This window comes from Streptomyces sp. NPDC042102, assembly GCF_055582305.1.
The window spans coordinates 24,391-47,370 of the sequence record NZ_JBVJDL010000007.1 but is presented as its reverse complement, the minus strand read 5'-3'; the positions used below and the strand labels follow the sequence as shown (position 1 = coordinate 47,370).

The following is a 22,980-nucleotide window of genomic DNA, read 5'->3' as shown; positions in this document are numbered from 1 at the left end:
CAGCCACCGCGGCCACCTCGTTCACACGCCACACACCATCGGGCACCTCGGGCCGAGAGACGCGGAATCACACGTTCCACGGCGTGCCGTACGGCCATTCGACATCCGTACTCATATGCGGCACGAGGGTGTCTGGCGGGGCACGGTCTTGATCTTGTCGAGGTGCCCGTACACCGTCGACCGGGGCACAGGGCCTCCTCAACCGCCACTGGCTGCGGCGTTCCTGCGCCGCAGCCAGTGCCACCACCGGCTCTGTGGCCGTTGGGTGGACATGGCTAGCGCTGTCTCCAGCGCGTTGCGGGTGCTCAAGGTATGCCTGTGCTCGCCGCCCAGGATGCGGACGCGGTCATCGAGGGTTCGGCGCAGCAGCTGTATCGCCTCGGCCTGCTCACCTGCACTGGTCAAAGCGAGAGCGAGGTTGTGGCGACTGGCAAGGGTGTCCGGGTGCTCGGGGCCCAGGATGCGGGTGCGGTCCTCCAGGGTGCAGCGGTGCATGCGCACTGCTTGTGCGTGCTCGCCCGTCCCGTCCAGGGCGAGACCGAGGCTGTCCCGGCTGGCCAGCGTATGCGGATGCTCGTCGCCCAGAATGCGGGCGTGGTCGTTGAGCGCCTGCCGCAGCAGCTGTATCGCTTCCGTCTGCTCACCCGCCCTGGTCAGGGCGCTGGCTAGGTTGTGGCGGCTGAGCAGGGTGAGGTGGTGCTCGGGGCCCAGGACACGGATGCGGTCCTCCAGGGTGCGCCGGTGCATGCGCACTGCTCGTGCGTGCTCGCCCATCCCGTCCAGGGCGAGACCGAGGCTGTCCCGGCTGGCCAGCGTATGCGGATGCTCGGGGCCCAGGACACGGGTACGGTCGTCGAGGGTCTGCCGCAGCAGACGCACCGCCTCGGCATGCTCACCCGTCCCGTCCAAAGCGCATGCGAGGTCATTGCGGCTGGTCGAGGTATCGGGGTGCTCGGGGCCCAGGATGCGGGCGCGGTCCTCCAGGGTCTGCCGCAGCAGGCGTATCGCCTCGGCCGGCTCTCCCAGTCCGAACAAGGCATTGCCCAGGTTGTTGCGGCTGGTCAAGGTATCGGGGTGCTCGGGGCCCAGCATGCGGGTCGCGACGTCGAGGACCCGTTCATCCAGCAGGCGCGCCGCACCGAAAGCGCCGGCCTTCTGCAGCACCTGCGCCAGGGTGTTGAGAGTGGTGCGGTGGTGTGTGGCGGTGCGCGGGTCGGCGTAGTCGAGCAGCAGAGGCAGGTGGGGGGCGAGGAGCACGGCTGCAGGCCAACCAGCGCGCCCGCGCTGACTGGCCTCGTGCACGGCCGTGGTCAGCCGCTCGGCAAGGGCCCGGTGCCACACGGCGAGCTCGGAGGTCTCGGCCGTGAGGGCGACAGCGTTGATCTCCCGGATCAGGGGATGCAGCACCACCTGCGCCCCCTCACTGCTGCCCGACGCCGGGCCGGTGCTGCCGGGAGAGTGGGGCATGCCGAGGAGACCGTAGCGGTGCAGGCCGGCGAACGCGGCCTCCAGGGCCACCGCGGTGACGTCGTGTCCGGTGACGACGGACAGCAGGTCCGGGGTGATCAGGGCCAGTGGGACGGGGGCTTGAGCCAGCAGGGCCAGCAGTCGCAACAAGGGGCGGGCCAAAGCGTTGCCCTCCCCGGCGAGCTGGTCCAAGGACACCTCCCAGGTATGCCGCACCACGGCGCGGGCGACCTGCGGATGGGAGGCATTCGGGTGCGCCGCTCCCAACAAGAACCGCAGTTCCTGTTCCAGGGCCTGGCGGTAGGCGGCAAACGTGCGGTAGCGGCTGGTGGGTCCGGCCAGATAGGTGCCGGCCGCGTGCAGCGCCAGGGGCAGCCCTCCCAGTCGCGCCGCCAGCTCCCGGGCCTGCTCGGCGGTGCCGGCCGCGGGAGCAGCGTCCAGCAGGACCTGCCCCGCAGGTCGCACCGGCAGCGGCTCCAGCGGCAGCAGCCGTGCGCACGGACCCCAGGTCTGCTCGCTGCCATCCCGGCTGGTCACCACCAGCAGGCCCCGGCCGTGCGGACGGATCCAGCCGCGGTAGTCGGCCACCGGCTCCCCTGCCGGGCCGATCTCGTGCGGCTCGTCGGCGTTGTCCACCACCAGCAGCCACCGCCGCGCCCGGCCCAACTGTCGCCAGACCACATCCGGCAGGCTCGCCTGCCCCGCTCGCGCGGCCTCCAGCTCCTCCTCTGGCAGGCCGCAGGCCAGCGCCGCCTGCACCATCTGCTGCGCCAGCTCGGCGCCGTCGCGCCAGCGCACCCAGAACACTCGCCAGCCCGTCGCCTCGGCCTGGGCGGCCAGTTGCGCGGCCACCGTCGTCTTGCCCATCCCGCCGACCGCGCACAGCACCGCGAACCGGCCTTGTGGTCGCCGAAGCATGCCTGCCAGCACGGCGAGTTCTCCCTCACGCCCCCGCACGCGCTGAACATGCGGGGGGCGTAACGAAGCCTGCTGGCCTCGGGCCAGTCGGCTCACCGGTGCCAGCCGCGCCGGGGGCCGTGCTGCGGCATCCAGATGCCGGCCCCACAGCAACAGCCCGATGCTGACCGCCACCAGCACGGCGAACACCGGCCAGATCACCCACGCCTGCGCCGCCCAGCCAGGCACCGCGTCACTGGCGTAGTTGGCCACCGGCCCCAGCAAAGCCGCCACCAATGCGGCCCCTCCCGCTACCGCCGACCCGGCCCACGCACCCCGTCCACGCCCCATGGTCTGCCCCCCCGTCCACCGTCACCAGGATGCTCCCGCCTGGATCACGTGCATGGAAGGGTGCGGGTGGTCACGACGCGGGCGGCGGTGTTGCTCCGGTTCAGCGGCCGGATGCCGAGCCTGCTGCTCGAACGCCGTCATCCGCCGCGCGGCGCGGCCCGTGACCACTCCCGCCTCATGCCCCGCCTCTTCTCGCTCCCGGCCTCACCCGTTCGGCCCAACGAGCCGGCCGACGGCAGGGAAACGACAGACCTGAAGGTCCGGAAGCTACCCCGCGGTCAGTTTGCGGCTCGGGTCAGAGAGAGGAGTGCCGGGCCTCACCGGCCCGGCCCGATGACCAGAGCGTGCGGGACCCGGCCGGGGTGCGGCGGCAGCCGGAGGGGGCGGCGGCCCGGGGTGAGGGAACCCAGGACGCGCGCGCCCCGGGCCCCGGTGCACTCGGGCGCCGTACCGGGGAGGCGGTGCAGGCTCAGGAAGCCGAGGACGGCGAAGGCGTACGCCTCCTTCGCGGCCCCGGGCAGCCCGAGCGCGTCGGAGGTGAGCAGCGCGGTGGTGGCGGGCAGCTCCGCGCGGAGCATGGCCATCAGGACCGGGTTGCGGGTGCCGCCGCCGGAGGCGATGACCTCGGTGGGGCCGAGCGGCCGCAGGGCGTCGGCGACGGTCCGGGCCGTCAGCCGGGTGAGCGTGGCGACGAGGTCCGACGGCGCGAGTCCGGGAAAGTCCGTGAGCACCGCGTGCAGGTAGCCGCGGTGGAAGAGTTCCTTGCCGGTCGTCCTCGGCACGGGCAGACGGTAGTACGGCTCCGCCAGCAGCCGCTCCAGCAGGGGTTCGTGGACCCGGCCGGCCCCCGCGAGGACGCCGTCGGCGTCGTGGCCGAGCCGCCCGCCCGTCAGCTCGTGGACGGCCGCGTCCATGAGGGCGTTGCCCGGCCCGGTGTCGAAGGCCACGGCCGGGCCCGTGGGCCGCAGGACGGTGACGTTGGCGATCCCGCCGATGTTCAGCGCGGCCGGGACGCCGGCGCGCCCGCGCAGCCACATCAGGTCGAACAGGCCGACCAGCGGGGCGCCCTGGCCGCCCGCCGCGATGTCGCGGGCACGGAAGTCGGAGACGACCGGACAGCCGCTGGCCTCGGCGATCCAGGCGGGCTGGCCGAGTTGGAGGCTGCCGTGCACCCGGCCGTCGGCCGCCCAGTGGTAGACGGTCTGCCCGTGCGAGGCGATCAGTTCGGCCCGGCCCTCGCACAGTTCGCGGTCCGCGCGCACGGCGAGGTCCGCGAACGCCTGTCCGATCCGGACGTGGAGGCGGCACACGTCGGCCAGGGTGGTGGTCCCCGGGGGCAGGGCCGCCGCCAGCGCGGCGCGCAGCTCGTCGTCGTACGGCGCGCTGACCATGCCGAGCGGGGTCAGCCGCACCGCCCCGGCGGGAGATCCGGCCTCGTCGACGAGGTCGAGATCGGCGGCCGCGGCGTCGATCGCGTCGTAGGAGGTGCCCGACATCAGTCCGACGACTCTCATCGCAGGGCCCTTCGGTGGTCGTCGCCGCGCAGCGTGGACAGGGCCAGGGCGCTGAGGGCGCAGGCTCCGGCGGCGTAGTGGGCCGGGATGTCGGCATTGCCCGTGCGCGCGGCCAGGGCGGTGATGACCAGGCCGGCGCAGCCGGAGAAGACGGCGTTGGCGAGCGCGTAGGCGACACCGAGTCCGGTGCAGCGCACCCGGGCCGGGAACATCTCGGCGAGCATGGCGGGGCCCGCTCCCGCCATCAGGCCGACCACGGCGCCGGCGGCGAGCAGGGCTGCCGCCCGGGCCGGCACGGAGGAGCCGGGGTCCTGGAGCAGCCCGAGCAGCGGGAGGGAGAGGACGACGACGAGGAGGGCGCCCGCGAGCATGACCGGGCGGCGGCCGACGCGGTCGCTGAGGTGTCCGGCGGGCAGCACGGCGGCGGCGAAGCCGAGGTTGGTGAGGACGCCTGCGAGCAGGGCCTGCCGGAAGGAGGTGTGGAGGGTGGACTGCAGGTACGCGGGCAGGACGACGAGGAAGGTGTAGCCGGCCGCCGACCAGCCCATGATCCGGCCGGCGCCCAGCACGACGGCGCGCGCCAGTTCCCCGCGGCGTGCCGGCGCGGCCGCCGCCCCGGCCGGTTCCGTGCCGCCGTCCCTCGCGTCGGGCGGGGGCGGTTCCACCAGCCCGGCCCGCAGCCGGAGCCCGGCCAGGCCGAGCGGCAGGGCCAGCAGGAACGGGACGCGCCAGCCCCAGTCGGCCAGGTCCGCCGCGGACAGGAACGTCGCCGTGAGGGCGGCCGCGCCGACGCCGCCGAGCAGGCCGAGCGCGACGGTGAAGGACTGAAGCGCGCCGTACAGACCGCGGCGGCCCGGGGGTGCGAGCTCCGTCATCAGGGCCACGGCCCCGCCGAACTCTCCCCCGGCACAGAGGCCTTGCAGCACGCGCAGCAGGGTGAGCAGCACGGGGGCGGCCGGTCCGGCCACGGCGTACGTGGGCAGGAGCCCGATGAGGGTGGTGGCGAGCGTCATGAGGCCGATGACCAGGAGCAGCGTGGGGCGGCGGCCGATCCGGTCGCCGATCCGGCCGAACAGCAGGGCGCCCAGGGGACGGAAGAAGAAGGCGAGCGCGAACGAGGCGTACGTCGCGACCAGCGCGCCGGAACCGCCGCCCGCCCAGAAGTTGGCCGCGATGACGGTGGCGAAGCAGCCGTAGACGCTGAACTCGTACCACTCGACGAAGTTGCCGGCCGCGCCGGCGAGCAGGGCGCGGCGCGAGCGGACGGCGGCGGGCGGGGGCGCGGGACGCAGGCCGGAAGGGGTCACGCGGCTTGCGTGCCCGCCGGGCAGCTCCGGGATACGTCACGGAAGGGCGTTTCAGCAGATCGGCCCCCGCCCCTGCCCGTCCGCGGCGCTTGTCATCATGATCCGATGAACGCGATACCGCCCGTGGTCCCGGCCGGCAGCATGGCCGGGACCGAACAGCCGACGTTCCGCCTCGGCAGCGGCTTCCAGCTGCGGCCCTGGCGGCTCCACGACGCCGAGGTGCTGGTGGCCGCCTGCCACGACCCGGAGATCCAGCAGTGGAACCGGCCCGGTCACCTCTCGCCGGACCGGGCCCGCGAGAAGATCGCCCAGTGGGCGCGGCGCTGGCACGACGAGGAGGCGGCGATCTGGGCCATCGCCCCGTCCGCCGGTGCCGGCTCCCGGCCCGTGGGGATGATCGGGCTCGCCGACATCGACCTCCACGGGGGCAGCGCGGAGTTCCTGTACTGGCTCCTGCCCGAGGGGCGCGGCCACGGGGCCGTGGTCGACTCGACGGTCCGCGTCAGCCGGTGGGCCCTGGACGAACTCGGCCTGCACCGGCTCCGGATCACGCACTCGGTCGGGAACCCGGCGTCCTGCCGGGTCGCGCGGAAGGCCGGCTTCCCCCTCGAGGGCACGATGCGCAGCGCCCTGCTGCACGCCGACGGCTGGCACGACGAACACCTGCACGCCCGTGTCCAGGGCGACCCGTGATCCGGGACGCCGAGGGACGGTGCCCCGGTCGACAGGTGATGCGGGACAAGGGAGGATGAAACGGACGATCGTCCGGACATGCTGTTGCCTTCCTGCACCCCGGAAGGAAGAACCATGAAGCGACGTACCCGTCTGTCCGTGCTCGCCCCGCTGCTGGCCGGGTCCCTTGCCCTGGGGCCCGCCGCCATCGCCCGGGGCGCCGCACCCGAGGCCGTCCCCTCGGCCACCTGCACCCTGTCGGCCGTGCAGTCCGACGGAACGGTGACCATCACCGGCACGGGCTTCGAGCCGGGACAGGCCTTCTTGTCCTCGCCGACCGCGGAGGGCGGTCAGTTCACCGTCGGCGAGGGCGGCAGCTTCACGATCCCCAAGCGCGAGAAGGCCCAGTACATGATCTCGCAGGGCAACGACCGCACCCCGTGCGGCGGCGGCGGTGCCCCCGTCGGTACGACGCTCAAGGCGGGCATCGTGGCGGGCTGGGAGGCCGTCGAGGACGACTGCGGCGCGACCAAGCCGGCCTCGGCGAACGCGGAGTTCTCGAAGGGCTGGGACAAGGGCGCGGCGGTGGCCCGCGAAGCGTTCTGCTGAGCGGACCGGACCGTGTGACCGGACCGTAGGGACGGCGCGGGCGGGACCGGCGTGCACGCGGGCACGTGAAGACCTTCCAGTACGCCCCGCTCGGGGGTTCGGGGCGTCCCGGAAGGCTTCCTTCTCAGGGTGCCCTGCCGGCGCGGTGGGCGCTGGCCGGGCGGTGCAGTTGGCCGAATAGCAGAGGTCCCTGTCGCACAAGTGCCCTCTGCGGCGGACGGCGTGCCGGCGGGGTCAGGTGTTCAGGCGGCTGTTGGCACCCTCGTGGCCGTCGGCGGCCTCCTCGTTGAACCAGTAGTCACCCGCCGCCAGGTAGCGGAAGTAATGGATCTGGCCGGCGGGGAACCTGACCGACACCGCCCTGCGGCCGTCCGGGCGCGGGGCCAGGGTGTGGGTTCCGGGCCGCCAGTCGTTGAAGTCGCCCACGACGCTGACCTCGCCGGGCGGCTGGTCGGCGGGCAGGACGAAGGTGACATCCGTGCGGTCCTTGCGGGTCTTACGTTCCAGCATCAACGATCCCTCTCTGACGGGACACCGGGCCGGGGGCCAGCCTGCCCCCTCACGGTGACGCGCGGGGACCGCGACCCGCCCGACGGCACCCGCCTGGCCGCCCCCTGCCACACCCGCGCCACGCCGACGCCACGCCGGACGCGGCGGCCGGCGGTCGGATCAGGGGTGCGGCCAGCCGCTGGTCACCCGGTTCCACGGGGTCCGGGTGGCGCCGAAGGCGCTCTCGTGCGCCCACACGTGGGTGCACGAGGGGCACTGCAGGTGGAGCAGGCTGCCGGAGTGGGAGAGCAGGTAGCGCCAGTGCTCGGAGCAGGTACGGCGTTGCTCGCACGGCGCGCATCCCTGGCTGTCGTCGCACCGCGGGCAGGCCACCCAGGCGCGGCGGCCGATGTCCGCCTGCGGGTCAAGCGGCAGCACGGCCGCCCCCGCGCCGGGGCAGTACGCCGGCCGCGACCAGGTCGTCGTACACGCGCTGCTGGTCCGCGTCGAGGCCGGAGTACAGCAGGTCGTACGCCGCCTCCTCGCCGCGCAGCACCTCGATGGGGTCCCAGGCGGAGCCCAGGGCGTCCAGGACGTGGGCCTGGCGGAGCGTCTCCTGCGCGGTGAGGTCGACGGTGAAGTCGACCAGCGCGGGGGTGCCGTCCGGGCCGGTGGGGGATGTGGGGTGCGATGGTGCCATAAAACGAACTTAGGTAACCCTTCTTTCCGCTGGCAAGAGTGGGTGGGGGGTGCGTGGGCGATGTCACAGCCGCGCGCGGGGAGGGGGCGGGGCTCCGGGGACCCGGCCCGGCCCCCCCACTCCGCGCCGGCAGGCGCCGGCGGACCGTGTCACCCCGTGGCCAGCAGGGCGTCCAGGGCCCGGGCGGTCGCCGGATGGCGGGCGAGCAGGGCCGCGCCCCCGGCGGCGGGAGCCGCCGCCTGCCACGGGTCGTCGCAGCCCAGCAGGGCCGCCATCGCGTCGCACGTCGCCGGGTGGGCGGTGAGCAGCGCGGCGCGGGTGCCGCCGCCCGCCCGCCCCGCCCCCGGCCGTGGGAGCGCCGGCTCGGTCCGGTCCCGCCACGGCGGCACCCACGTGTCCAGGGCCGCGAGCCGGCCGGGGAAGATCCGCCCGGCCTCGCGGATCAGCAGCGGGGCGAGCTCCGCGCCGTCGGACCGCAGGGTGGTGATCAGGGTCGGCAGCCACGGCAGGAGGACCGGGTCCGGCAGCCGGGCGAAGGCGTTCGACACCGCCTCCACGACGAAGTCGGCCAGCTGCGGCACCGGCTCCAGCGCGTGCAGGAAGCCGCTGAGGTAGCGCGGGTAGGCCGGCACCACCAGCGGGTTGCCGAGCAGCTCGTCGCACCGTGCCCGCAGCTCGGTGCGGGAGAGGTCGCCGAGCTGGACCCGGGCCGCCCACAGCAGCGCCACCTTGGCCGGCTCCTGCGGATGCGACTGCGCGACGGCCAGCTCGAGCTGGGTGCGGTCGCAGCCCAGCGACAGCGCCAGGCTCTCCATGCCGAACAGGAAACCCAGCATGGCCGCGACCTGGCGCACGGTCGCGTCCTCGTCCGTGAACGCGGTCGGCAGCAGGGTGCAGTAGTGCGCGTACCCCGCCGTGACGAAGGACTCGATCCACGCGGGCAGCGCCGGTTCGCCGGTCCGGTAGTACGCCAGCAGCCGGCGCACCCGGCGCAGCACCTCGGGGGCGCCGTCGACGCTGCGCTCGGTCGCCAGGACCTCCAGGGCGCGCGTGCCCAGCTCGTCGGCGAGGCGGCGGCTGCGCAGGTACAGCGTCGCGTCCTCGACGGCCTGGAGCACCGTCGCCGTGGTGGCCTGCGGGTCGTACGCGGTGCGGCGCAGGCGCTGCTCCAGGACCTGCTCGATGCTGACGCCCTCGTGGCCGAGCTCGATCAGGGCCCGCTGGTGGGTGCCCAGCGCCAGATCCCACGACTCCTGGACGGACCGCTCGCCGAGCCGCCGCTCGCCCATGATCGGGCGGGCGGCGCCCGGCGGCATCAGGTGGCGCAGCATCCACAGGACGTCGGAGCACCGCTGCAGCTCCGGCTGTGCGGCCATGTCCAGCAGGGCCCGCTGGACGCCGCGCTGCTGGAGCCTGAGGTTCAGCGGCGCGAGCCGGTCGTGCACATCGCGTGCCAGTGGTGGCAGCGCCTCGTAGCCGACCTGGCCGATCCGGTCGCCGCCCATCATGATCTCGACGATGCGTCGTACGTCGCGCCGGCCCGGCACCCGGTCCTTCTCGATGCAGGTGACCGCCGCGTCCTGGAAGTCGTACGGCGTGGGCCTGGCCCGGTCGCGCATCCCGGCCAGCAGGATCGAGGTCTCGAAGACGGCGATGGCGTCGGCGGTGGAGGCGAGGTAGCCGCCCCGGCGCGCGGCCCGCACGACCTCCACCGACCAGCCGAGCAGTTCCGCCTCGTCCAGGCGGTCGAGTACGGGCGGGCGCCGCAGGAAGCCCGAGAGGCGGTCCGCGGGCCCGGCCCCGGCTGCCTCGGGAACCGCCGGTGCGGCCGTCCCGCGGGGCCGGGCCGGCTTCTTCGCGCCCGCCTGACCCGTGAGCCGGAACGGCTGGACGCGGGTGCGCCGCAGGTTCTTCGCCCACTGTGTGGCGGCGATGGACACGGAGCCGGCGGCGAGGCCGAACTGCGCCTCGATCGCGGCGTGGCTGGACGGGATGAGCCCGTAGCTCCAGCTGCTCGCGCCGGGCGGGCTGATCTCGAAGGTGCCGGCGCCGTGGACGCCGAACTCCTCGACCCGGCTGGCCGCGTGGAAGGCGCCGCAGACGTAGAGGCAGTCCGCGGGGTCGGTGCCGGTCGCGGCGAGGTGTTCGCGCATCCGGGTCCACATGTGGCGCTCGCGGTCCTCGTCGACGCGTACCCGCCCCGGGTCCCCGGGGGCCAGGCGCCGGAAGAGGCTGCCGATCAGGAGCATGACCTGGCGGTACGTGTCGTGGTCGGCGTCGCCGAGCGGCAGTTCGACGTACTGGTGCCACCACTCCGACCAGTGCCGCACCCGGCCGTGGTGCAGCAGGTGTTCCTCCAGGTCGGCGAAGCGCGGCCGCAGGTCGCCGATCTCCACGCCGACCGCGTCGCCGTGCAGCGCCGCCTCCTCCTCGGCCGGCGCGGCGTCCGTATCGCCGGGGCCGCCGGCCGCGTCGGCCGGGCCGGTGGCGGACCGGGCGTCGCGCGCCTGCCACTGGAAGACGTGGTCCGAGGAGCGGTCGACGAGGACCAGCTCCACGCCCGGTGTGTCCAGCGCGTAGGCGATCGCCTGGTACTCGGCCGACGCCTCGGTGATCGGTGCGACGACCGACAGCGGGGCCCACTCCGGGGGGAAGTCCGCGATCTCGCTCGCGAACGCCTGCACCGCCACCGGCAGGCGGCAGTTGCGCAGTTCCGTCAGGAGCGGTGCCATGTCCTCGCACAGCTCCAGGTAGACGACCTTCGGCCGCTTCTCGCGCAGCCGGCGTGCCATCGCCGTCGCGGAGGCCGGCGAGTGGTGACAGACGGGGAAGATCTCCAGCGGCTCGCGCACCGCGCGGTCGACGTCGTCGACGATGCCGAGCAGGATGCCCTCCAGCGCGTCGGGGCCGTCGGCGAAGGCCGTGGCGGCCTCCCGCAGTTGCGTGCGCAGCGCCGCGAAGCCCGCCGGGTCCGGGGAGCCCGTCCCCTCCTCCACGGCGCTCATGAGAGGGTGGCGATCGCGTCGCGGCCGCCCTCCAGGAACTCCGGCCAGGAGCCGCCCTGTTCCTTGCTCCGCGGCTCGACGACGCCGTGCAGGTACTTGTTGAGGATGGCCAGGTCCTCGGGCTCGCGCCGGGCGAGCGATCCGACGAGCGAGGACGCCAGGGTCCGGGCGCTCAGCGCGCGCTCGCCGAAGAAGTTGCTGTGCAGGATCGCGTCCTCGAGCACGCCGATCTGCTCGGCGGTGGACAGCGCGGACTCCAGCTTCTCGTCGTCGCTGCCGGCCGCGGCGGCGGAGGCGCGCAGGTCGGCGAAGCTCTGCAGCAGGACGTCCAGGAGCGTGGGCGGCACGTCCAGTTCGATCTGGTGCCGGCGCAGCAGTTCCTCGGTGCGGAAGCGGACGATCTCCTCCTCGCTCTTCTTGTTCGTCACCACCGGGATGCGCACGAAGTTGAAGCGGCGCTTGAGCGCGGAGGACAGGTCGTTGACGCCGCGGTCGCGGCTGTTGGCGGTGGCGATGATGGAGAAGCCGGGCTTGGCGAAGACGATGTTGTCGCCGTTGTCGCTGTCGAGCTCCGGGACGGAGATGTACTTCTCCGACAGGATGGAGATCAGCGCGTCCTGGACGTCGCTGGTGGAGCGGGTGAGTTCCTCGAAGCGGCCGATCGCGCCCGTCTCCATCGCGGTCATGATCGGTGAGGGGATCATCGACTCCCGGGACTGGCCCTTGGCGATCACCATGGACACGTTCCAGGAGTACTTGATGTGGTCCTCGGTCGTGCCGGCCGTGCCCTGCACCACCAGCGTGGAGTTGCGGCAGATGGCGGCGGCCAGCAGCTCGGCCAGCCAGCTCTTGCCGGTACCCGGGTCGCCGATGAGCAGCAGGCCGCGGTCGGAGGCCAGCGTGACGATGGCGCGCTCGACGAAGCTGCGGTCGCCGTACCACTTCTGGCCGATCTCCCGGTCGAGGCCGTCGGAGCGCTCGGAGCCGAGGATGAACAGGCGGACCATCTTCGGGGACAGCCGCCAGGAGAAGGGCTTGGGGCCGTCGTCGACGGACTCCAGCCAGGCCAGCTCCTCGGCGTACTTGATCTCGGCGGGGGCGCGCAACAGGTCGGACATGTCAGGGCCTTTCCAGGGAGGGATGGGGGATGGGGGTTGTCGGCCGGGGTATCAGGTGAGGAACGTCTTCAGTTCGTGGACGAGCTTGCGGATGTGACCGGAGAGCACGGGCGTACCGAGGTCCTTGAAGCGTTCGCGGAACCACGGGTTGACGCTGCCGCGGCCGGAGCTGGTCACCGAGCCGACGGGGATGAACTTGGCTCCCGAGCGGTGGAGGGCGGCCATGCTCTCGAAGAGCGGCTCGCTCCTCCATTCGTAGAAGTCCGAGATCCACACCACGACGGTGTTGCGGGGCTCGGCGATCTTCGGCTGGGCCAGCGCCATGGCGACGGTGCCGTCGGTGCCGCCGCCGAGCTGGGTGCGCAGCAGGGTCTCGAAGGGGTCGTGCACCCACGGCGTGAGGTCGAGGGCCTGGGTGTCGTACGCGATCAGGTGGACGTCCACCTTCGGCAGCCCGGCGAAGATCGAGGCGAGGATGGTGCAGTTGACCATCGAGTCCACCATCGAGCCCGACTGGTCCACGACCACGATCAGCCGCTGGGGCGTGGTCCTGCGCACGGTGTGGCGGTAGAAGAGCCGGTCGACGTAGAGCCGTTCCTCCTCGGGGCTCCAGTTGGTGAGGTTCTTCCAGATCGTGCGGTCGATGTCGAGGTTGCGGAACACCCGCTTGGGCGGGACCGAGCGGTCCAGGTCGCCGACCGTGGCCTTCTCCACCTGGGTGCGCAGCACTTCGGCGACCTCGTCGACGAAACGCCGGATCAGCGCCTTGGCGTTGGCCAGCGCCACGCCCGACAGGTTGTTCTTGTCGCGCAGCAGCTGCTCGATCAGCGACATGCTGGGGGTCAGACGCGCGGCGAGCCGGGGGTCGGCGAGCACCTCGCGCAGGTGCATCCGCTTGACCAGGTCGGCCTCGATGGCGCCGAGTTCCGGTCCGATCTCCGGGATCAGCCGGCTCAGGTCGGGTGCGGTACGGCGGCCGCCGGTGCCCGTCGGGCCGGCGGCGCGGCCGGGGCGGCCGGCACGGCCGCCGCGCAGCTCGCCGGGCCGGCAGCCGAGCGAGCGCTCCAGCCAGTCGGCGTCGGACTGCCAGCGCGCCAGCTGCTCGGCGGTGACCGTGCCGGAGCCGGCGGAGAAGACGCCCAGCAGCACCTTGGACACCAGCGCCGCGCGGCGCACTTCCGCGGCGCGGTCCCGGTCCCGGGCCTCGTGCCCGTCCGGGCCGGGGTCGGGGTCGGGGTCGGGGTCGGGCACCATCAGGCCGTCGAACTCGGCGGCCAGCTCCGGGTGGCGCTGCACGAGGGAGTCGACGGAGACCTGCGGGTCCAGCAGGGCCTGCGGCAGGCCGATGTCCTCGACGACGGCGAGGCTCGCCGACTCCAGGGTGACCTGCTCCTCGTGGTCGAAGAGCCGGGCCAGGAGCCGCCAGTACAGGACCTGCCGGCGGTTGTCCTCGGCGATGGCCTCGGGAATCGGTTCGGTCATTTCCGCAGCAGCCTTCCGGCGCGCTCGCGCAGGCCCGCCGTGGCGTCGGTGGCGGCCTTCTCGGCCTTCACGCCCGCCTTGTCGGTGGTGCCGCCCGCCCAGGCCCCGGCGTGTACGGCCACCGCCTTCTTCCGTACGACGGCCTCGACGGCCAGGGGCTGGATGCGGAACGTTCCGGCGTCCCAGCGCAGCAGGCCCAGGCACGCCTTCGACGCGGCGACCGTTTCGGGTGTGAGCGGCCCGGCGGCCGGTATCCGGTCGGCGTCGACGGCCAGTTCGTGCCCGGCGACCGTGAAGGTCGGCGTGCCGTCGTCCTCCCGGACGCCGGCCGCGTAGCCCTCCAGGAAGACGGGGACGGCGATGCGTGCCGGGTGCCGGTCCAGGGGTGCGGCCGCCGCGGCGGTCGCGGTGGGCAGCGCCACGCGGGCGGTGGTGAGGGCGTCGGCGGGCGCGGCGAGGCGGGCGTGCCCGTCGCTCCAGAGCAGATCCCCCTCGGCGGTGACCGGCATGTCGGTGAGGTCCATCGAGCGGCCGTCGCTGACGGCCCCCAGGAGCGACATGTGCGGGCGGAGCAGCTGCCACAGACCGGCCCCGACGATCGTGTCCGGCTTGGGTGCCGATACGCCGGCCCGCACCAGGCGGGGCGTGCCGCCGTCCGCGGGCTCGAACACCGCGTGGACCTGGGCCTGTACGGCGGTCGCGTGTTCCTGGAGGTCGACGCCGAGGGGCAGCAGGCGGCCGGTGGCCCTGCCGCTGGGTGCCACGTCGGCCGCGCCGGGCAGCGTCAGCAGCATCGCCCGCGACCACAGGTCGGCCCAGCGGCGGACGGGGACGCGGTCCAGGGACACGCCCGGGCAGGAGGCGGCGAGTTCGGCGGCGAGGCCGTCGAGGAGCGTCGCCGGCCGGCGCAGGGCCGGGTCCGGCAGCATCGCGGCGACGACCGGCGCGGCACCTGAGACCACCTCGTGGTCGATGCCCCGCCAGCCGCAGCGCGCGAGGTCGGCGAGCCAGGCGCGGGCGGCGGCCTGCGGGTTCGCCGTGTGCCGCGGTCCGGGCGCGTCGGCGCCCTGCCCGTCCTCGGCGGCGGTCCGGCCGCTCACCTCCTCGGTCCGGGTCATCAACGCGTCGTGGACGGAGCCGAGCAGCGCGGTGCGGGCGGCGGCGAGGGCGACGAAGTGGTCCTCGGCCGCGGCTCCGGCGGCCGCCTTCTCGGCCGCCTCGGCGGTCCTGCCGGCCAGCGGGGTCCCGGCGACGGCGTCGGCGAGCCCGGCCAGGGCGGCGGCCGCGGCGGGCCGGGGACGCAGCAGGCCGTCGACGAGCGCCAGGTCGAAGGCGTCGACGGCCGCCAGGGCCTCGTCCAGTCCGTCGAGGGGACCGGCGAGCAGGCCGGGCCGCTCCCCCGTGCCCGGACCGGGCTCGCGCGGGGGCGCCTGCGCCGCCTCCGCCGCCCGGGTCGGCGGGAACCACTGCATCTCCGGCAGCGGCGCCGTGGTGGGGGCGAGTTCCAGGTACGCCAGGTGGCGCAGGAAGCGGCTGAAGACCTGCGCGGCGGCCTTGGTGTCCCCCTGCGGCGGCCGGGCGGCGCTCATGTCCGCGGTGATGCTCTGCGCGCTCGGCCCGCCGTCCCCGGCCTCGACCCGCAGGTACCGGGCGACGCGGGGGGCGCCGTACTGCAGGACCGCTTCGCCGATCAGGGCCCGGATGTGGTTGCAGAACGAGCCCCGGGCGCCGCCGCAGGGCCGGTTGTTGTTGGTGCTGCACGCGAACGCGTACGTACCGGACGCCACCGACGAGACGTAGACCCGCTCGATGTCCGAGCCGCTGGACACCACGCCCTGCACGCGTCCGTCGGCCAGCTCGACGAACGGGACCTTGGTGAGCTTGCGCGGCCGTGCGGGTGGGACCACCCGTGCCGTGCTCGACCTCTCCCAATCTGACAACGCGCCATCTCCTCTGCGCCCCGGGAACGTTCACGCCGGTGCGGCGGAACACGGATCAACCTAGGGGCGGCCACTGACAACGCCGATCATGAGCCGGGGGCGGGGGCCTCCCGGGAGCGGAGCAGGAGGAGGGCGATGTCGTCGGTGCGGGGCGCGCCGTGGCGGGCGTGCCGGACAAGGTCGTCCGCGAGGTCGCCCAGGCGCTGGAGCCGCGGGGCGCCGGCGATGCGGGCGGCGACCGTGCCGATGGCGTCCTCGATGTCGTCGCCGGGGGTTTCGACGAGGCCGTCGGTGTAGAGGGCGAGGAGGGTGTCGGGGGCGAAGGGGATCTCGACGGCGCTGTAGGAGGCGTCGGGGTCGATGCCCAGCAGGAGCCCGGAGGGCAGGTGCAGGACCTCGGTGGAGCCGTGGGCGTGGCGCAGCACGGGGGGCGGGTGTCCGGCGCCCGCCAGGTGGGCGGTGCCGCGGGCGAGGTCGAGGTGGGCGTACAGGCAGCTGGTGAACAGTCCCGGTTCGAGGTCGGTCAGGAGCCGGTTGGTACGGCCGAGGACCTCGGCCGGCGGTGCGCCGGCGGTGGCGTGGACGGCGGTGCGGACCTGGCCCATGAGGGCGGCGGCGTTGACGTTGTGGCCCTGGACGTCGCCGATGGCGGCGGCGACGGTGGTGTCGTCGATGCGGATGACGTCGTAGAAGTCGCCCCCGATGTCCAGGCCGTGAGCGGCGGGCAGGTAGCGGGCGGCCAGTTCCAGGTGGGGGATGACCGGCAGCGCGTGGGGCAGGAGGCCTGTCTGCAGGCTGCGGGCGAGCTGGTGCGTGGAGTCGTAGAGGCGGGCGCGGTCCAGGGCCTGGGCGATGAGTCCGGCGATGGAGGTCAGGACGGCGCGTTCGCCGGGGGCGAAGGGATGCGGGCGGGTGTAGGCGAGGACGAGGGAGCCGATGGGGCGCCGGGAGGCGATCAGGGGCAGGAAGGCCCAGGCCGCCATGACCGGCTCGTACCCGGCGTCGTGGAAGTCGTCGAAGAGCTCCTCCACGCTGCTGTAGAACAGCGCGGTGCCGGTGCGCAGGACGCGGTTGGTGGGGAGGTCCTCGGTGACGGAGAGGCCGTCGAAGCGGGCGACGACCGCGGCCGGATAGCCCCGGTGCCCGACGATGCGCTGCCGCTGCCCCTCCTCGACGAGCAGGGCCAGCGCCTGCGCTCCGAGGGCGGGAACCAGCTGGTCCGCGGCCTTCTCCACGACGTCCTGGGCGTGGGCGGCCTCGGTGAGGGTGGCCGCCAGGTGCATGAGCTGGTAGAGGGCGGTGGCGCGGCTGGGCGACGGCTCCCTGGCGGGGGCGGCGGGCCGGCCCCGGGGCGGCGGGGCCGGCTGCTCGGCCGCCGCTGTGATGCGGACGCTGATGCCGGTGTCGTCGGGGTACAGGTCGAAGCGCAGGTGGCGGCCGCTGGGGTGCATGGTGGTGAAGGTCTGCGGCACACGGCTGATCACGGCGGCGCGGTAGTGGTCCTCGACGGCGGGGGTGTCCATCCAGGGCAGCGCCGCCCACGGCAGGGTGCCCAGGAGTGCGGTGCGGTCCATGCCCAGGAGGGCGGCCGCTTCCGGGGTGAGGAAGACGATCTTCCCGTTCATGTCGAGGGCGCAGCTGCCGCCGGGCAGCCGGCGGGCGAAGGCCAGGGCGGCCCCGGCCTCGACCGGTCCGGGCGTGGGGGGCAGCGCCGGCTGGAGGATGACGGGGTGGTCGGCGGGCGGGACGGGGTGCCCCTCGTCGGCCGCTCCCCGCAGGACGCGGGCGATCCGGTGGCAGCCCGCTTCCATGGCCCGGCGTTCCCGGTCGCTGAGGCGGGGCGCGTGGGAGCCGGGCCAGAGCAGGACCGCCCCGGCTCCGGCCGCGGGGTCGTGGGCCGCGTCGCCGCCGTACGCGGTGGCTTGGGCCGTGCCGCCGGGGGCCGCGTCGCCCCCGCCGCCGGTGTCCCGGTCCCCGGTGTCCGTGGTCAGCGGGGCGGCGGCGAGGGCGAAGTCGTACGGCAGGACCAGGCCCAGCCGGGGGTAACGGCGGGCCGTCTCCTGCTGGTCACCCAGCCAGACGAACCGTCTCTCACGGACGGCGTCGGCCACCGGGATGGAGTCGTCCAGGCCGATCCGGGACCAGGGGGCCGCGAACTCGCGCGCCACCCCGGTGACCATCGCCAGGTGCAGGACGCGGCGGGTGGGACCGGGCAGGTAGAGCATGCCGATGGAGGCCCCGGCGTCCGTACAGGTCTGGACCAATTCATCGCCCAGCGCGCGCTGACCGGCCCCCTGGCCACGCCCCGCTGCCTCGTCCACCCGACCATCGTCTCTCCGCCGCCCGGTACCCGCCCTCGGGGTCGGCAACCGCGCACGGGTGCGGATGACGCACAGCTCGCCCGGCTCACGCCGGGTGATCGGCTCGGACCGCCCCCGGTCCCGGGACAGCCGCTGAACAGCGCACTCGGGCACGCCGCCCGGCCCGCATCGTCCGGCTCGGCTGCGCCTGACTCCGTTGCGCCTGGCTCAGCTGCGCCCGAGTATCGCGGCCGCGACCTCCACGCCCTCGCGCGTGCCGATGACGATGAGCGTGTCCCCGCCCGCGAGCCGGAAGTCGGGCGACGGCGACGGCCAGGCGACCGCCCGCCGCAGGACGGCCACGATCGACACTCCGGTCTCGGTGCGCATCCGGGTGTCCCCCAGCACCCGGCCGTCCCAGAACGAGTGCGCGGACAGCTCGACCCGTTCGGCGACCAGGCCCAGATCGGCGGTGTGCAGCACGCTCTGGGTGTGGTGGGCCGGCATCAGCGCGTCGATCAGCGAGGCCGTCTCCGAGCCGGTCAGGCGCAGCGACTGGTCGAGGGCGTCCGGGTCGTCGGCACGGCACAGGTTCACCGTGCGGGTGCCGTCCCGGTGCGCGATGACCGACAGGCGGCGGTGTTCACGGGTGGTGAGGTCGTACTGGACCCCGATGCCGGGCAGTGGCGTCGTGCGCATCCGTCGTGCGGGCACAGCCCATCCCCCTCGTTCTCGATCTGTGGCGTCGGTGATGGCGCGCGGCGGATCCGGTCGGTGATCAGGCGCGGCGAGGGCTCATGTTGCCATGTTCTCCATGGCCGGAATATGGGTGTCGGCACGGATGGACATGGGGCGTGCGGCTCGCCGAAGATGGGGCGGGGAAGTAGTTTCACCGCAGGTCGGAGCCGTATGCACGTGAAGACTTCGGGGCGGCGGCCGTGGGATGAGGGGGGTCGGCTGAAAAGGTTCGGGGCCATGTCGTTGTACTGGCGCATCTTCCTGCTGAACGCCGCCGTACTCGTCGTCGCGGTGCTGCTGCTGCTCGGCCCGGTCACCGTCTCCACCCCCGTGCTGCTCGGCGAAGCCCTCGTCCTGCTCGGCGGGTTGGTGGCGATGCTCGTGGCCAACGCCGTGCTGCTGCGGATCGGTCTCGCGCCGCTCGGCCGCCTCAGCCGGGCCATGGCCACCGTCGACCTCCTCAAACCCGGCGTCCGGCTCGCGGTCGCCGGTTCGGGCGAGATCGCCGACCTGACGGCGACGTTCAACACGATGCTCGACCGGCTCGAGGCGGAGCGGGCGGCCAGCAGTGGCCGGGTCCTGTCGGCGCTGGAGACCGAACGCCGGCGCATCGCACAGGAGTTGCACGACGAGATCGGCCAGACCCTGACCGCCGTCCTGCTCCAGCTCAAGCATGCCGCCGACCGCGTCCCCGATCCGGTACGCGGCGACCTGCACCAGGCGCAGGAGACCACCCGGGCCAGCCTGGACGAGATCCGCCGCATCGCCCGGCGGCTGCGCCCGGGCGTCCTGGAGGAGCTCGGGCTGCACAGCGCCCTGCGGTCCCTGGCCGCCGAGTTCACCACCTCCCGGCTCGGCGCGAGCGCGCACATCACGCCCGGGCTGCCCCCGCTCGACCCGGCCACCGAACTCGTCCTGTACCGGGTCGCCCAGGAGGGGCTGACCAACGCCGCCCGGCACGCGGGCGCCACGCGCGTCGAGGTCCATCTGCATCCGCTGGTGGCCGGCGGTGTGGGACTGCAGATCCGGGACAACGGCCGCGGGCTCGGGGCCGTGCCGGAGGGTGACGGGATCCGGGGCATGCGCGAGCGGGCCCTGCTGATCGGCGCCGAACTCCAGATCGGGGCCGGGGCCTCCGGGGGAACGGCCGTGTGCCTGAACGTCACCTCCGCCCGTACCGGGGGTTCCGGCTCATGACCGCACCGGCCCGCATCCTGCTCGCCGACGACCACGCGCTCGTCCGCAGCGGTGTCCGTCTGATCCTCGACAGCGAGGCCGACCTGGAGGTCGTGGCCGAGGCGGACGACGGCGCGGACGCCGTCGCGCGGGCGCGCCAGGACCCGGGCCTCGATCTGGCCATCCTCGACATCGCGATGCCCCGGCAGACCGGTCTGCAGGCCGCCCGCGAACTCTCCCGGCTCCGCCCGGGGCTGCGGATCCTGATGCTGACGATGTACGACAACGAGCAGTACTTCTTCGAGGCGCTCAAGGCCGGCGCCAGCGGCTACGTCCCCAAGTCCGTCGCCGACCGTGACCTCGTGGAGGCGTGCCGGGCGGCCCTGCGGGACGAACCGTTCATCTACCCCGGCGCCGAGACCACCCTCGTGCGCACCTATCTGGACCGCGCCCGCCAGGGCAACCCGCTGCCGGACCGCCCCATAACGGAGCGCGAGGAGGAGATCCTCAAGCTGGTCGCCGAGGGGCACACGTCCAAGGAGATCGGCGACATCCTCGTGATCAGTGCGAAGACCGTCGAGCGGCACCGCGCCAACCTGCTGCAGAAACTGGGCCTGCGCGACCGCCTCGAACTGACCCGCTACGCCATCCGCGTCGGCCTGATCGAACCCTGACACCCGCCGGACACCCCCGCGGCGACCCGCGGCAATTGAGCACCCGTCAAGAGGCGGACGCTAGGCGTCGGGCGGCTCGGCGGGGGTGCGGCCCGGGTGGGGGCGGCTCGCGGCGATCAGCGTGCTGAGGGCCAGGAGGAGCGCGCCCCACAGGGCGGGGGTCCAGGGGGAGGTCTCCTCCCCCGCCACCGCCGGGGCCGTGCGGCGCAGGGGGTCGTACGCGACACGCACCTGCCCGCCCACCGGGGCGAGCGGCCGGTCGTCCTTGAGCTCGGCGGGATAGCCGCCAGGGCAGTCCAGCGCGAGGCGGTACACCGTCTTCGCCGGCGGTGCGCCCTCCCCGAAGGAGCCCTCGGACCTGGTGTGGACCTCGCGTACGACACAGGTGGCGACCCCCTCGCGCGCCGCCGTCCGGTCCGCGGCCGCCACGGTCAGCAGCAGGCCCACGGCCAGCAGGAGCGTACCGAAGACGGCCCCGTTGCCTCCGACGAGCAGGAAGTACGCGACCAGGGCGCCGACTCCCAGGATCCCCGCGCCCGCCACCGCGACCGCGGCCGGTGGCGGCGATGCGGCGCCGAAGTACCACGCGGCCCAGCCGTGGAGCAGCACCGCGGCGACTGCGGGCAGCGCCGCGGAGAGCCACCGTGCCCGCTGCGGCGCCATCGCCGGCATGCACATCACCCCCCGTCACAGGGACGCCCGCCCTCCCGCCCGCGGTTTCCGCCTTCCGCGCCCCGTCCCGTCGCGTCAGGGGCGCAGGACGGCACAGGTGGTCGTGCCGTGGGCGTAGAGCTTGCCGTCGTGCGTGCCGATGATCCTCGCCTCGGCGGTGGCGGTGGTGCGACCGACGTGCAGGGCCGTGCCCTCGCACCGCAGCGCCGGGGTGTCGGAGAGGACCGGGCGGATCATGTGGACGCCCAGCTGGACGGTGGTGTACATGGCGCCGGCCGGGAGGCGCGTCATCACAGCGGAGCCGAGGGCCGAGTCCAGGAGGGTGGCGAGGAACCCGCCGTGCACCGTGCCCATCGGGTTGAGCAGGTGGTCGCCCGGGTCCCCCTCGAAGACGGTGAAACCCTCGCCGACCTCGGTGAGCCGGAAGCCGAGCGTGCTCATCATCGAGGCGGCGGGGAGGGTGCCCTCGAGGGCGGCCCGGAGGATCTCCAGCCCGCTCATACCGAGGAGTTCGGGGGTCAGGTCGGGGCGCGGCTGCCAGGTGTGGGTACGGGAGCGGGCCGCGGCGGGGACGTGGTCCGGCACCTGGTGCGCGGTGGTCTCGTGCGTGGTCATGGCTCGACCCTAGGAGGGCCGGGGCCCGGTCCGGGAGTGTCGGATCCGGCAGCTTGTGCAGCGAATCCGACACCGGCCAGAAGCGCCGGTCCGGCTAGGGTGAACGGGTGAAAACAGCCGTTCTCGTCCTCGACGGGGTGTTCGACTCGGGGGTCTCCGCCACTCTCGACGTGCTCCACACCGCCAACGCCCTGCGCGGGCAGCTCGCCGGCGCGCCGCCGCCGGCGTTCGACATCCGTACGGTCGGGGTGCGGCGCCGGGTGCGGACCGGGCTCGGGCACCGGATCGACACCGAGAGCGTGACGGTGGCCGAGGACGCCGACCTGCTGGTGCTGCCCGCGCTGATGGAGCGCCGGCCGGAGCGCCTGGTCGAGACCGTGGCCGGGGCCGCGCACCGCAGCGCCCGCCGGGTGCTCGCCGAGGCCCGGGAGCGGCGTACTCCGCTCGCCTCGTCCTGTACGGGGACGTTCCTGCTCGCCGAGTCCGGCGTCCTCGACGGACTGCGGGCGACGACCAGCTGGTGGCTGGCCCCGGTCTTCCGCGAGCGCTACCGCGACGTCGCCGTCGACGAGAGCAGGATGGTGACGACCTGCGACGGGATCACCACGGCCGGCGCCGCGTTCGGCCACCTGGATCTGGCGCTGGCGATCGTACGGATGCGCAGTCCCGCCCTCGCCGACCTGGTACGGCGCTACCTCGTGGTCGACGACCGCGCCTCCCAGGCGGCGTACACGATCCCCAGCGCGCTGGCCCGGCACGAGCCGCTGGTCTCCGCGTTCGAGAGCTGGGTGCGGGCCCGGATGGACGGGCCGCTCTCGATCGCGGAGGCGGCGCGCGACCTCGGCGTCAGCGAGCGCACCCTGCAGCGCACGGTGACCCGTACCTTGGGCTGCTCACCCATCCGCCTGGTGCAGAACCTCCGGGTCGAGCAGGCCGAACACCTGCTGCGCACCACGGCGCTCCCGCTGGCGGCGGTGGCCCGCCGGGTCGGCTACGAGGGCCCGGGGCCCCTGCGGACCCTGCTGCGCGACCGGCTGGGCCAGAGCGCGCGCAGCCTGCGCGGCTAGGGTCTGTCCGGCGGATCAGGGTCGGACAGACCCCAGGGCCTGGGGAGTGTCGTCAAAGTGGCGCCGGCCGCCCGAAGGGCGGGGCCGGAGGGGCCTGGTGCGTGCGATCGCAAGGCGGAGGAGGGAAGCGACGCGGTGGGGGCACCTCCCAGCGGTAGCTGGGGGACGTCGTTGACTGACGACAACG

19 protein-coding genes and 1 pseudogene are annotated in these 22,980 nt (G+C 74.1%); 5 read left to right on the top strand and 15 right to left on the bottom strand.

What is annotated here, in order from left to right; translation table 11 throughout:
• Nucleotides 1-198 precede the first annotated feature (198 nt).
• The 3 genes from fxsT to ACZ6KO_RS25855 form a co-directional block, all read right to left on the bottom strand.
• The gene (gene fxsT, locus ACZ6KO_RS25865; RefSeq protein ID WP_469306395.1) at nucleotides 199-2,637 is read right to left on the bottom strand and encodes an FxSxx-COOH system tetratricopeptide repeat protein; all 2,439 of its coding nucleotides are present in this window, start codon (nucleotides 2,635-2,637) and stop codon (nucleotides 199-201) included.
• A 395-nt stretch (nucleotides 2,638-3,032) separates the two neighbouring features.
• Entirely contained in the window at nucleotides 3,033-4,229 is a 1,197-nt protein-coding gene (locus tag ACZ6KO_RS25860) for an anhydro-N-acetylmuramic acid kinase (RefSeq protein ID WP_469306394.1), read from the bottom strand.
• The gene (locus tag ACZ6KO_RS25855; RefSeq protein WP_469306393.1) at nucleotides 4,226-5,536 is read right to left on the bottom strand and encodes an MFS transporter; all 1,311 of its coding nucleotides are present in this window, start codon (nucleotides 5,534-5,536) and stop codon (nucleotides 4,226-4,228) included. Before ACZ6KO_RS25855 ends, ACZ6KO_RS25860 begins: the two co-directional genes overlap by 4 nt.
• 105 nt (nucleotides 5,537-5,641) lie before the next feature.
• Between ACZ6KO_RS25855 and ACZ6KO_RS25850 the strand changes: the two genes are divergently transcribed.
• Both ACZ6KO_RS25850 and ACZ6KO_RS25845 read left to right on the top strand, forming a co-directional pair.
• Complete coding sequence (locus tag ACZ6KO_RS25850; protein ID WP_469306392.1) at nucleotides 5,642-6,229, top strand: GNAT family N-acetyltransferase; 588 nt, start codon at nucleotides 5,642-5,644, stop codon at nucleotides 6,227-6,229.
• Between the two features lie 114 nt (nucleotides 6,230-6,343).
• Nucleotides 6,344-6,817, top strand: coding sequence for a hypothetical protein (locus ACZ6KO_RS25845; RefSeq protein ID WP_469306391.1), 474 nt, complete (start codon nucleotides 6,344-6,346; stop codon nucleotides 6,815-6,817).
• A gap of 234 nt (nucleotides 6,818-7,051) precedes the next feature.
• Here the strand turns inward: ACZ6KO_RS25845 and ACZ6KO_RS25840 are convergent, their stop codons facing one another.
• From ACZ6KO_RS25840 to ACZ6KO_RS25795, 10 genes and pseudogenes are all read right to left on the bottom strand, one after another.
• Nucleotides 7,052-7,327 carry an isoamylase early set domain-containing protein gene (locus ACZ6KO_RS25840; protein ID WP_469306390.1) on the bottom strand — a complete coding sequence of 92 codons (276 nt, stop codon included), beginning with the start codon at nucleotides 7,325-7,327 and terminating at the stop codon, nucleotides 7,052-7,054.
• 159 nt (nucleotides 7,328-7,486) lie between these two features.
• On the bottom strand, nucleotides 7,487-7,744 hold the full coding sequence (locus ACZ6KO_RS25835; protein ID WP_469306389.1) for a hypothetical protein: 258 nt from the start codon (nucleotides 7,742-7,744) through the stop codon (nucleotides 7,487-7,489).
• Complete coding sequence (locus ACZ6KO_RS25830) at nucleotides 7,731-8,006, bottom strand: DUF6400 family protein (RefSeq protein ID WP_469306388.1); 276 nt, start codon at nucleotides 8,004-8,006, stop codon at nucleotides 7,731-7,733. The genes ACZ6KO_RS25835 and ACZ6KO_RS25830 overlap by 14 nt, the downstream gene beginning before the upstream one ends.
• Nucleotides 8,007-8,155: 149 nt before the next feature.
• Nucleotides 8,156-11,011, bottom strand: a complete 2,856-nt coding sequence (locus ACZ6KO_RS25825; protein ID WP_469306387.1) for a DUF5682 family protein — start codon at nucleotides 11,009-11,011, stop codon at nucleotides 8,156-8,158.
• Entirely contained in the window at nucleotides 11,008-12,129 is a 1,122-nt protein-coding gene (locus ACZ6KO_RS25820; protein ID WP_469306386.1) for an ATP-binding protein, read from the bottom strand. Before ACZ6KO_RS25820 ends, ACZ6KO_RS25825 begins: the two co-directional genes overlap by 4 nt.
• 51 nt (nucleotides 12,130-12,180) lie before the next feature.
• Complete coding sequence (locus tag ACZ6KO_RS25815) at nucleotides 12,181-13,611, bottom strand: vWA domain-containing protein (RefSeq protein WP_469306385.1); 1,431 nt, start codon at nucleotides 13,609-13,611, stop codon at nucleotides 12,181-12,183.
• Nucleotides 13,608-15,083: a hypothetical protein gene (locus tag ACZ6KO_RS25810; RefSeq protein ID WP_469306574.1), complete on the bottom strand. Its 1,476-nt coding sequence runs from the start codon at nucleotides 15,081-15,083 to the stop codon at nucleotides 13,608-13,610. The genes ACZ6KO_RS25815 and ACZ6KO_RS25810 overlap by 4 nt, the downstream gene beginning before the upstream one ends.
• Nucleotides 15,057-15,551 (bottom strand): annotated as a pseudogene (locus ACZ6KO_RS25805) (hypothetical protein); the annotation flags it as partial. The pseudogene ACZ6KO_RS25805 and the gene ACZ6KO_RS25810, both read right to left, overlap by 27 nt.
• A gap of 86 nt (nucleotides 15,552-15,637) precedes the next feature.
• Nucleotides 15,638-17,872, bottom strand: coding sequence for a SpoIIE family protein phosphatase (locus tag ACZ6KO_RS25800; RefSeq protein ID WP_469306384.1), 2,235 nt, complete (start codon nucleotides 17,870-17,872; stop codon nucleotides 15,638-15,640).
• A gap of 207 nt (nucleotides 17,873-18,079) precedes the next feature.
• Entirely contained in the window at nucleotides 18,080-18,550 is a 471-nt protein-coding gene (locus tag ACZ6KO_RS25795; RefSeq protein ID WP_469306573.1) for a cation:proton antiporter regulatory subunit, read from the bottom strand.
• Between the two features lie 276 nt (nucleotides 18,551-18,826).
• Between ACZ6KO_RS25795 and ACZ6KO_RS25790 the strand changes: the two genes are divergently transcribed.
• Entirely contained in the window at nucleotides 18,827-19,786 is a 960-nt protein-coding gene (locus ACZ6KO_RS25790) for a sensor histidine kinase (RefSeq protein ID WP_469306383.1), read from the top strand.
• Nucleotides 19,783-20,439, top strand: a complete 657-nt coding sequence (locus tag ACZ6KO_RS25785; RefSeq protein WP_469306382.1) for a response regulator transcription factor — start codon at nucleotides 19,783-19,785, stop codon at nucleotides 20,437-20,439. Before ACZ6KO_RS25790 ends, ACZ6KO_RS25785 begins: the two co-directional genes overlap by 4 nt.
• Before the next feature lie 60 nt (nucleotides 20,440-20,499).
• Here ACZ6KO_RS25785 and ACZ6KO_RS25780 read toward each other — a convergent pair whose 3' ends face one another.
• The gene (locus ACZ6KO_RS25780) at nucleotides 20,500-21,111 is read right to left on the bottom strand and encodes a hypothetical protein (RefSeq protein ID WP_469306381.1); all 612 of its coding nucleotides are present in this window, start codon (nucleotides 21,109-21,111) and stop codon (nucleotides 20,500-20,502) included.
• A gap of 75 nt (nucleotides 21,112-21,186) precedes the next feature.
• A complete protein-coding gene (locus ACZ6KO_RS25775; protein WP_469306380.1) occupies nucleotides 21,187-21,726 on the bottom strand; it encodes a PaaI family thioesterase in 540 nt (179 codons plus the stop codon).
• Nucleotides 21,727-21,833: 107 nt separating this feature from the next.
• On the opposite strand from ACZ6KO_RS25775, the gene ACZ6KO_RS25770 reads away from it, so the two are divergent.
• On the top strand, nucleotides 21,834-22,793 hold the full coding sequence (locus ACZ6KO_RS25770) for a GlxA family transcriptional regulator (protein WP_469306379.1): 960 nt from the start codon (nucleotides 21,834-21,836) through the stop codon (nucleotides 22,791-22,793).
• The last annotated feature ends 187 nt before the right edge of the window (nucleotides 22,794-22,980 follow it).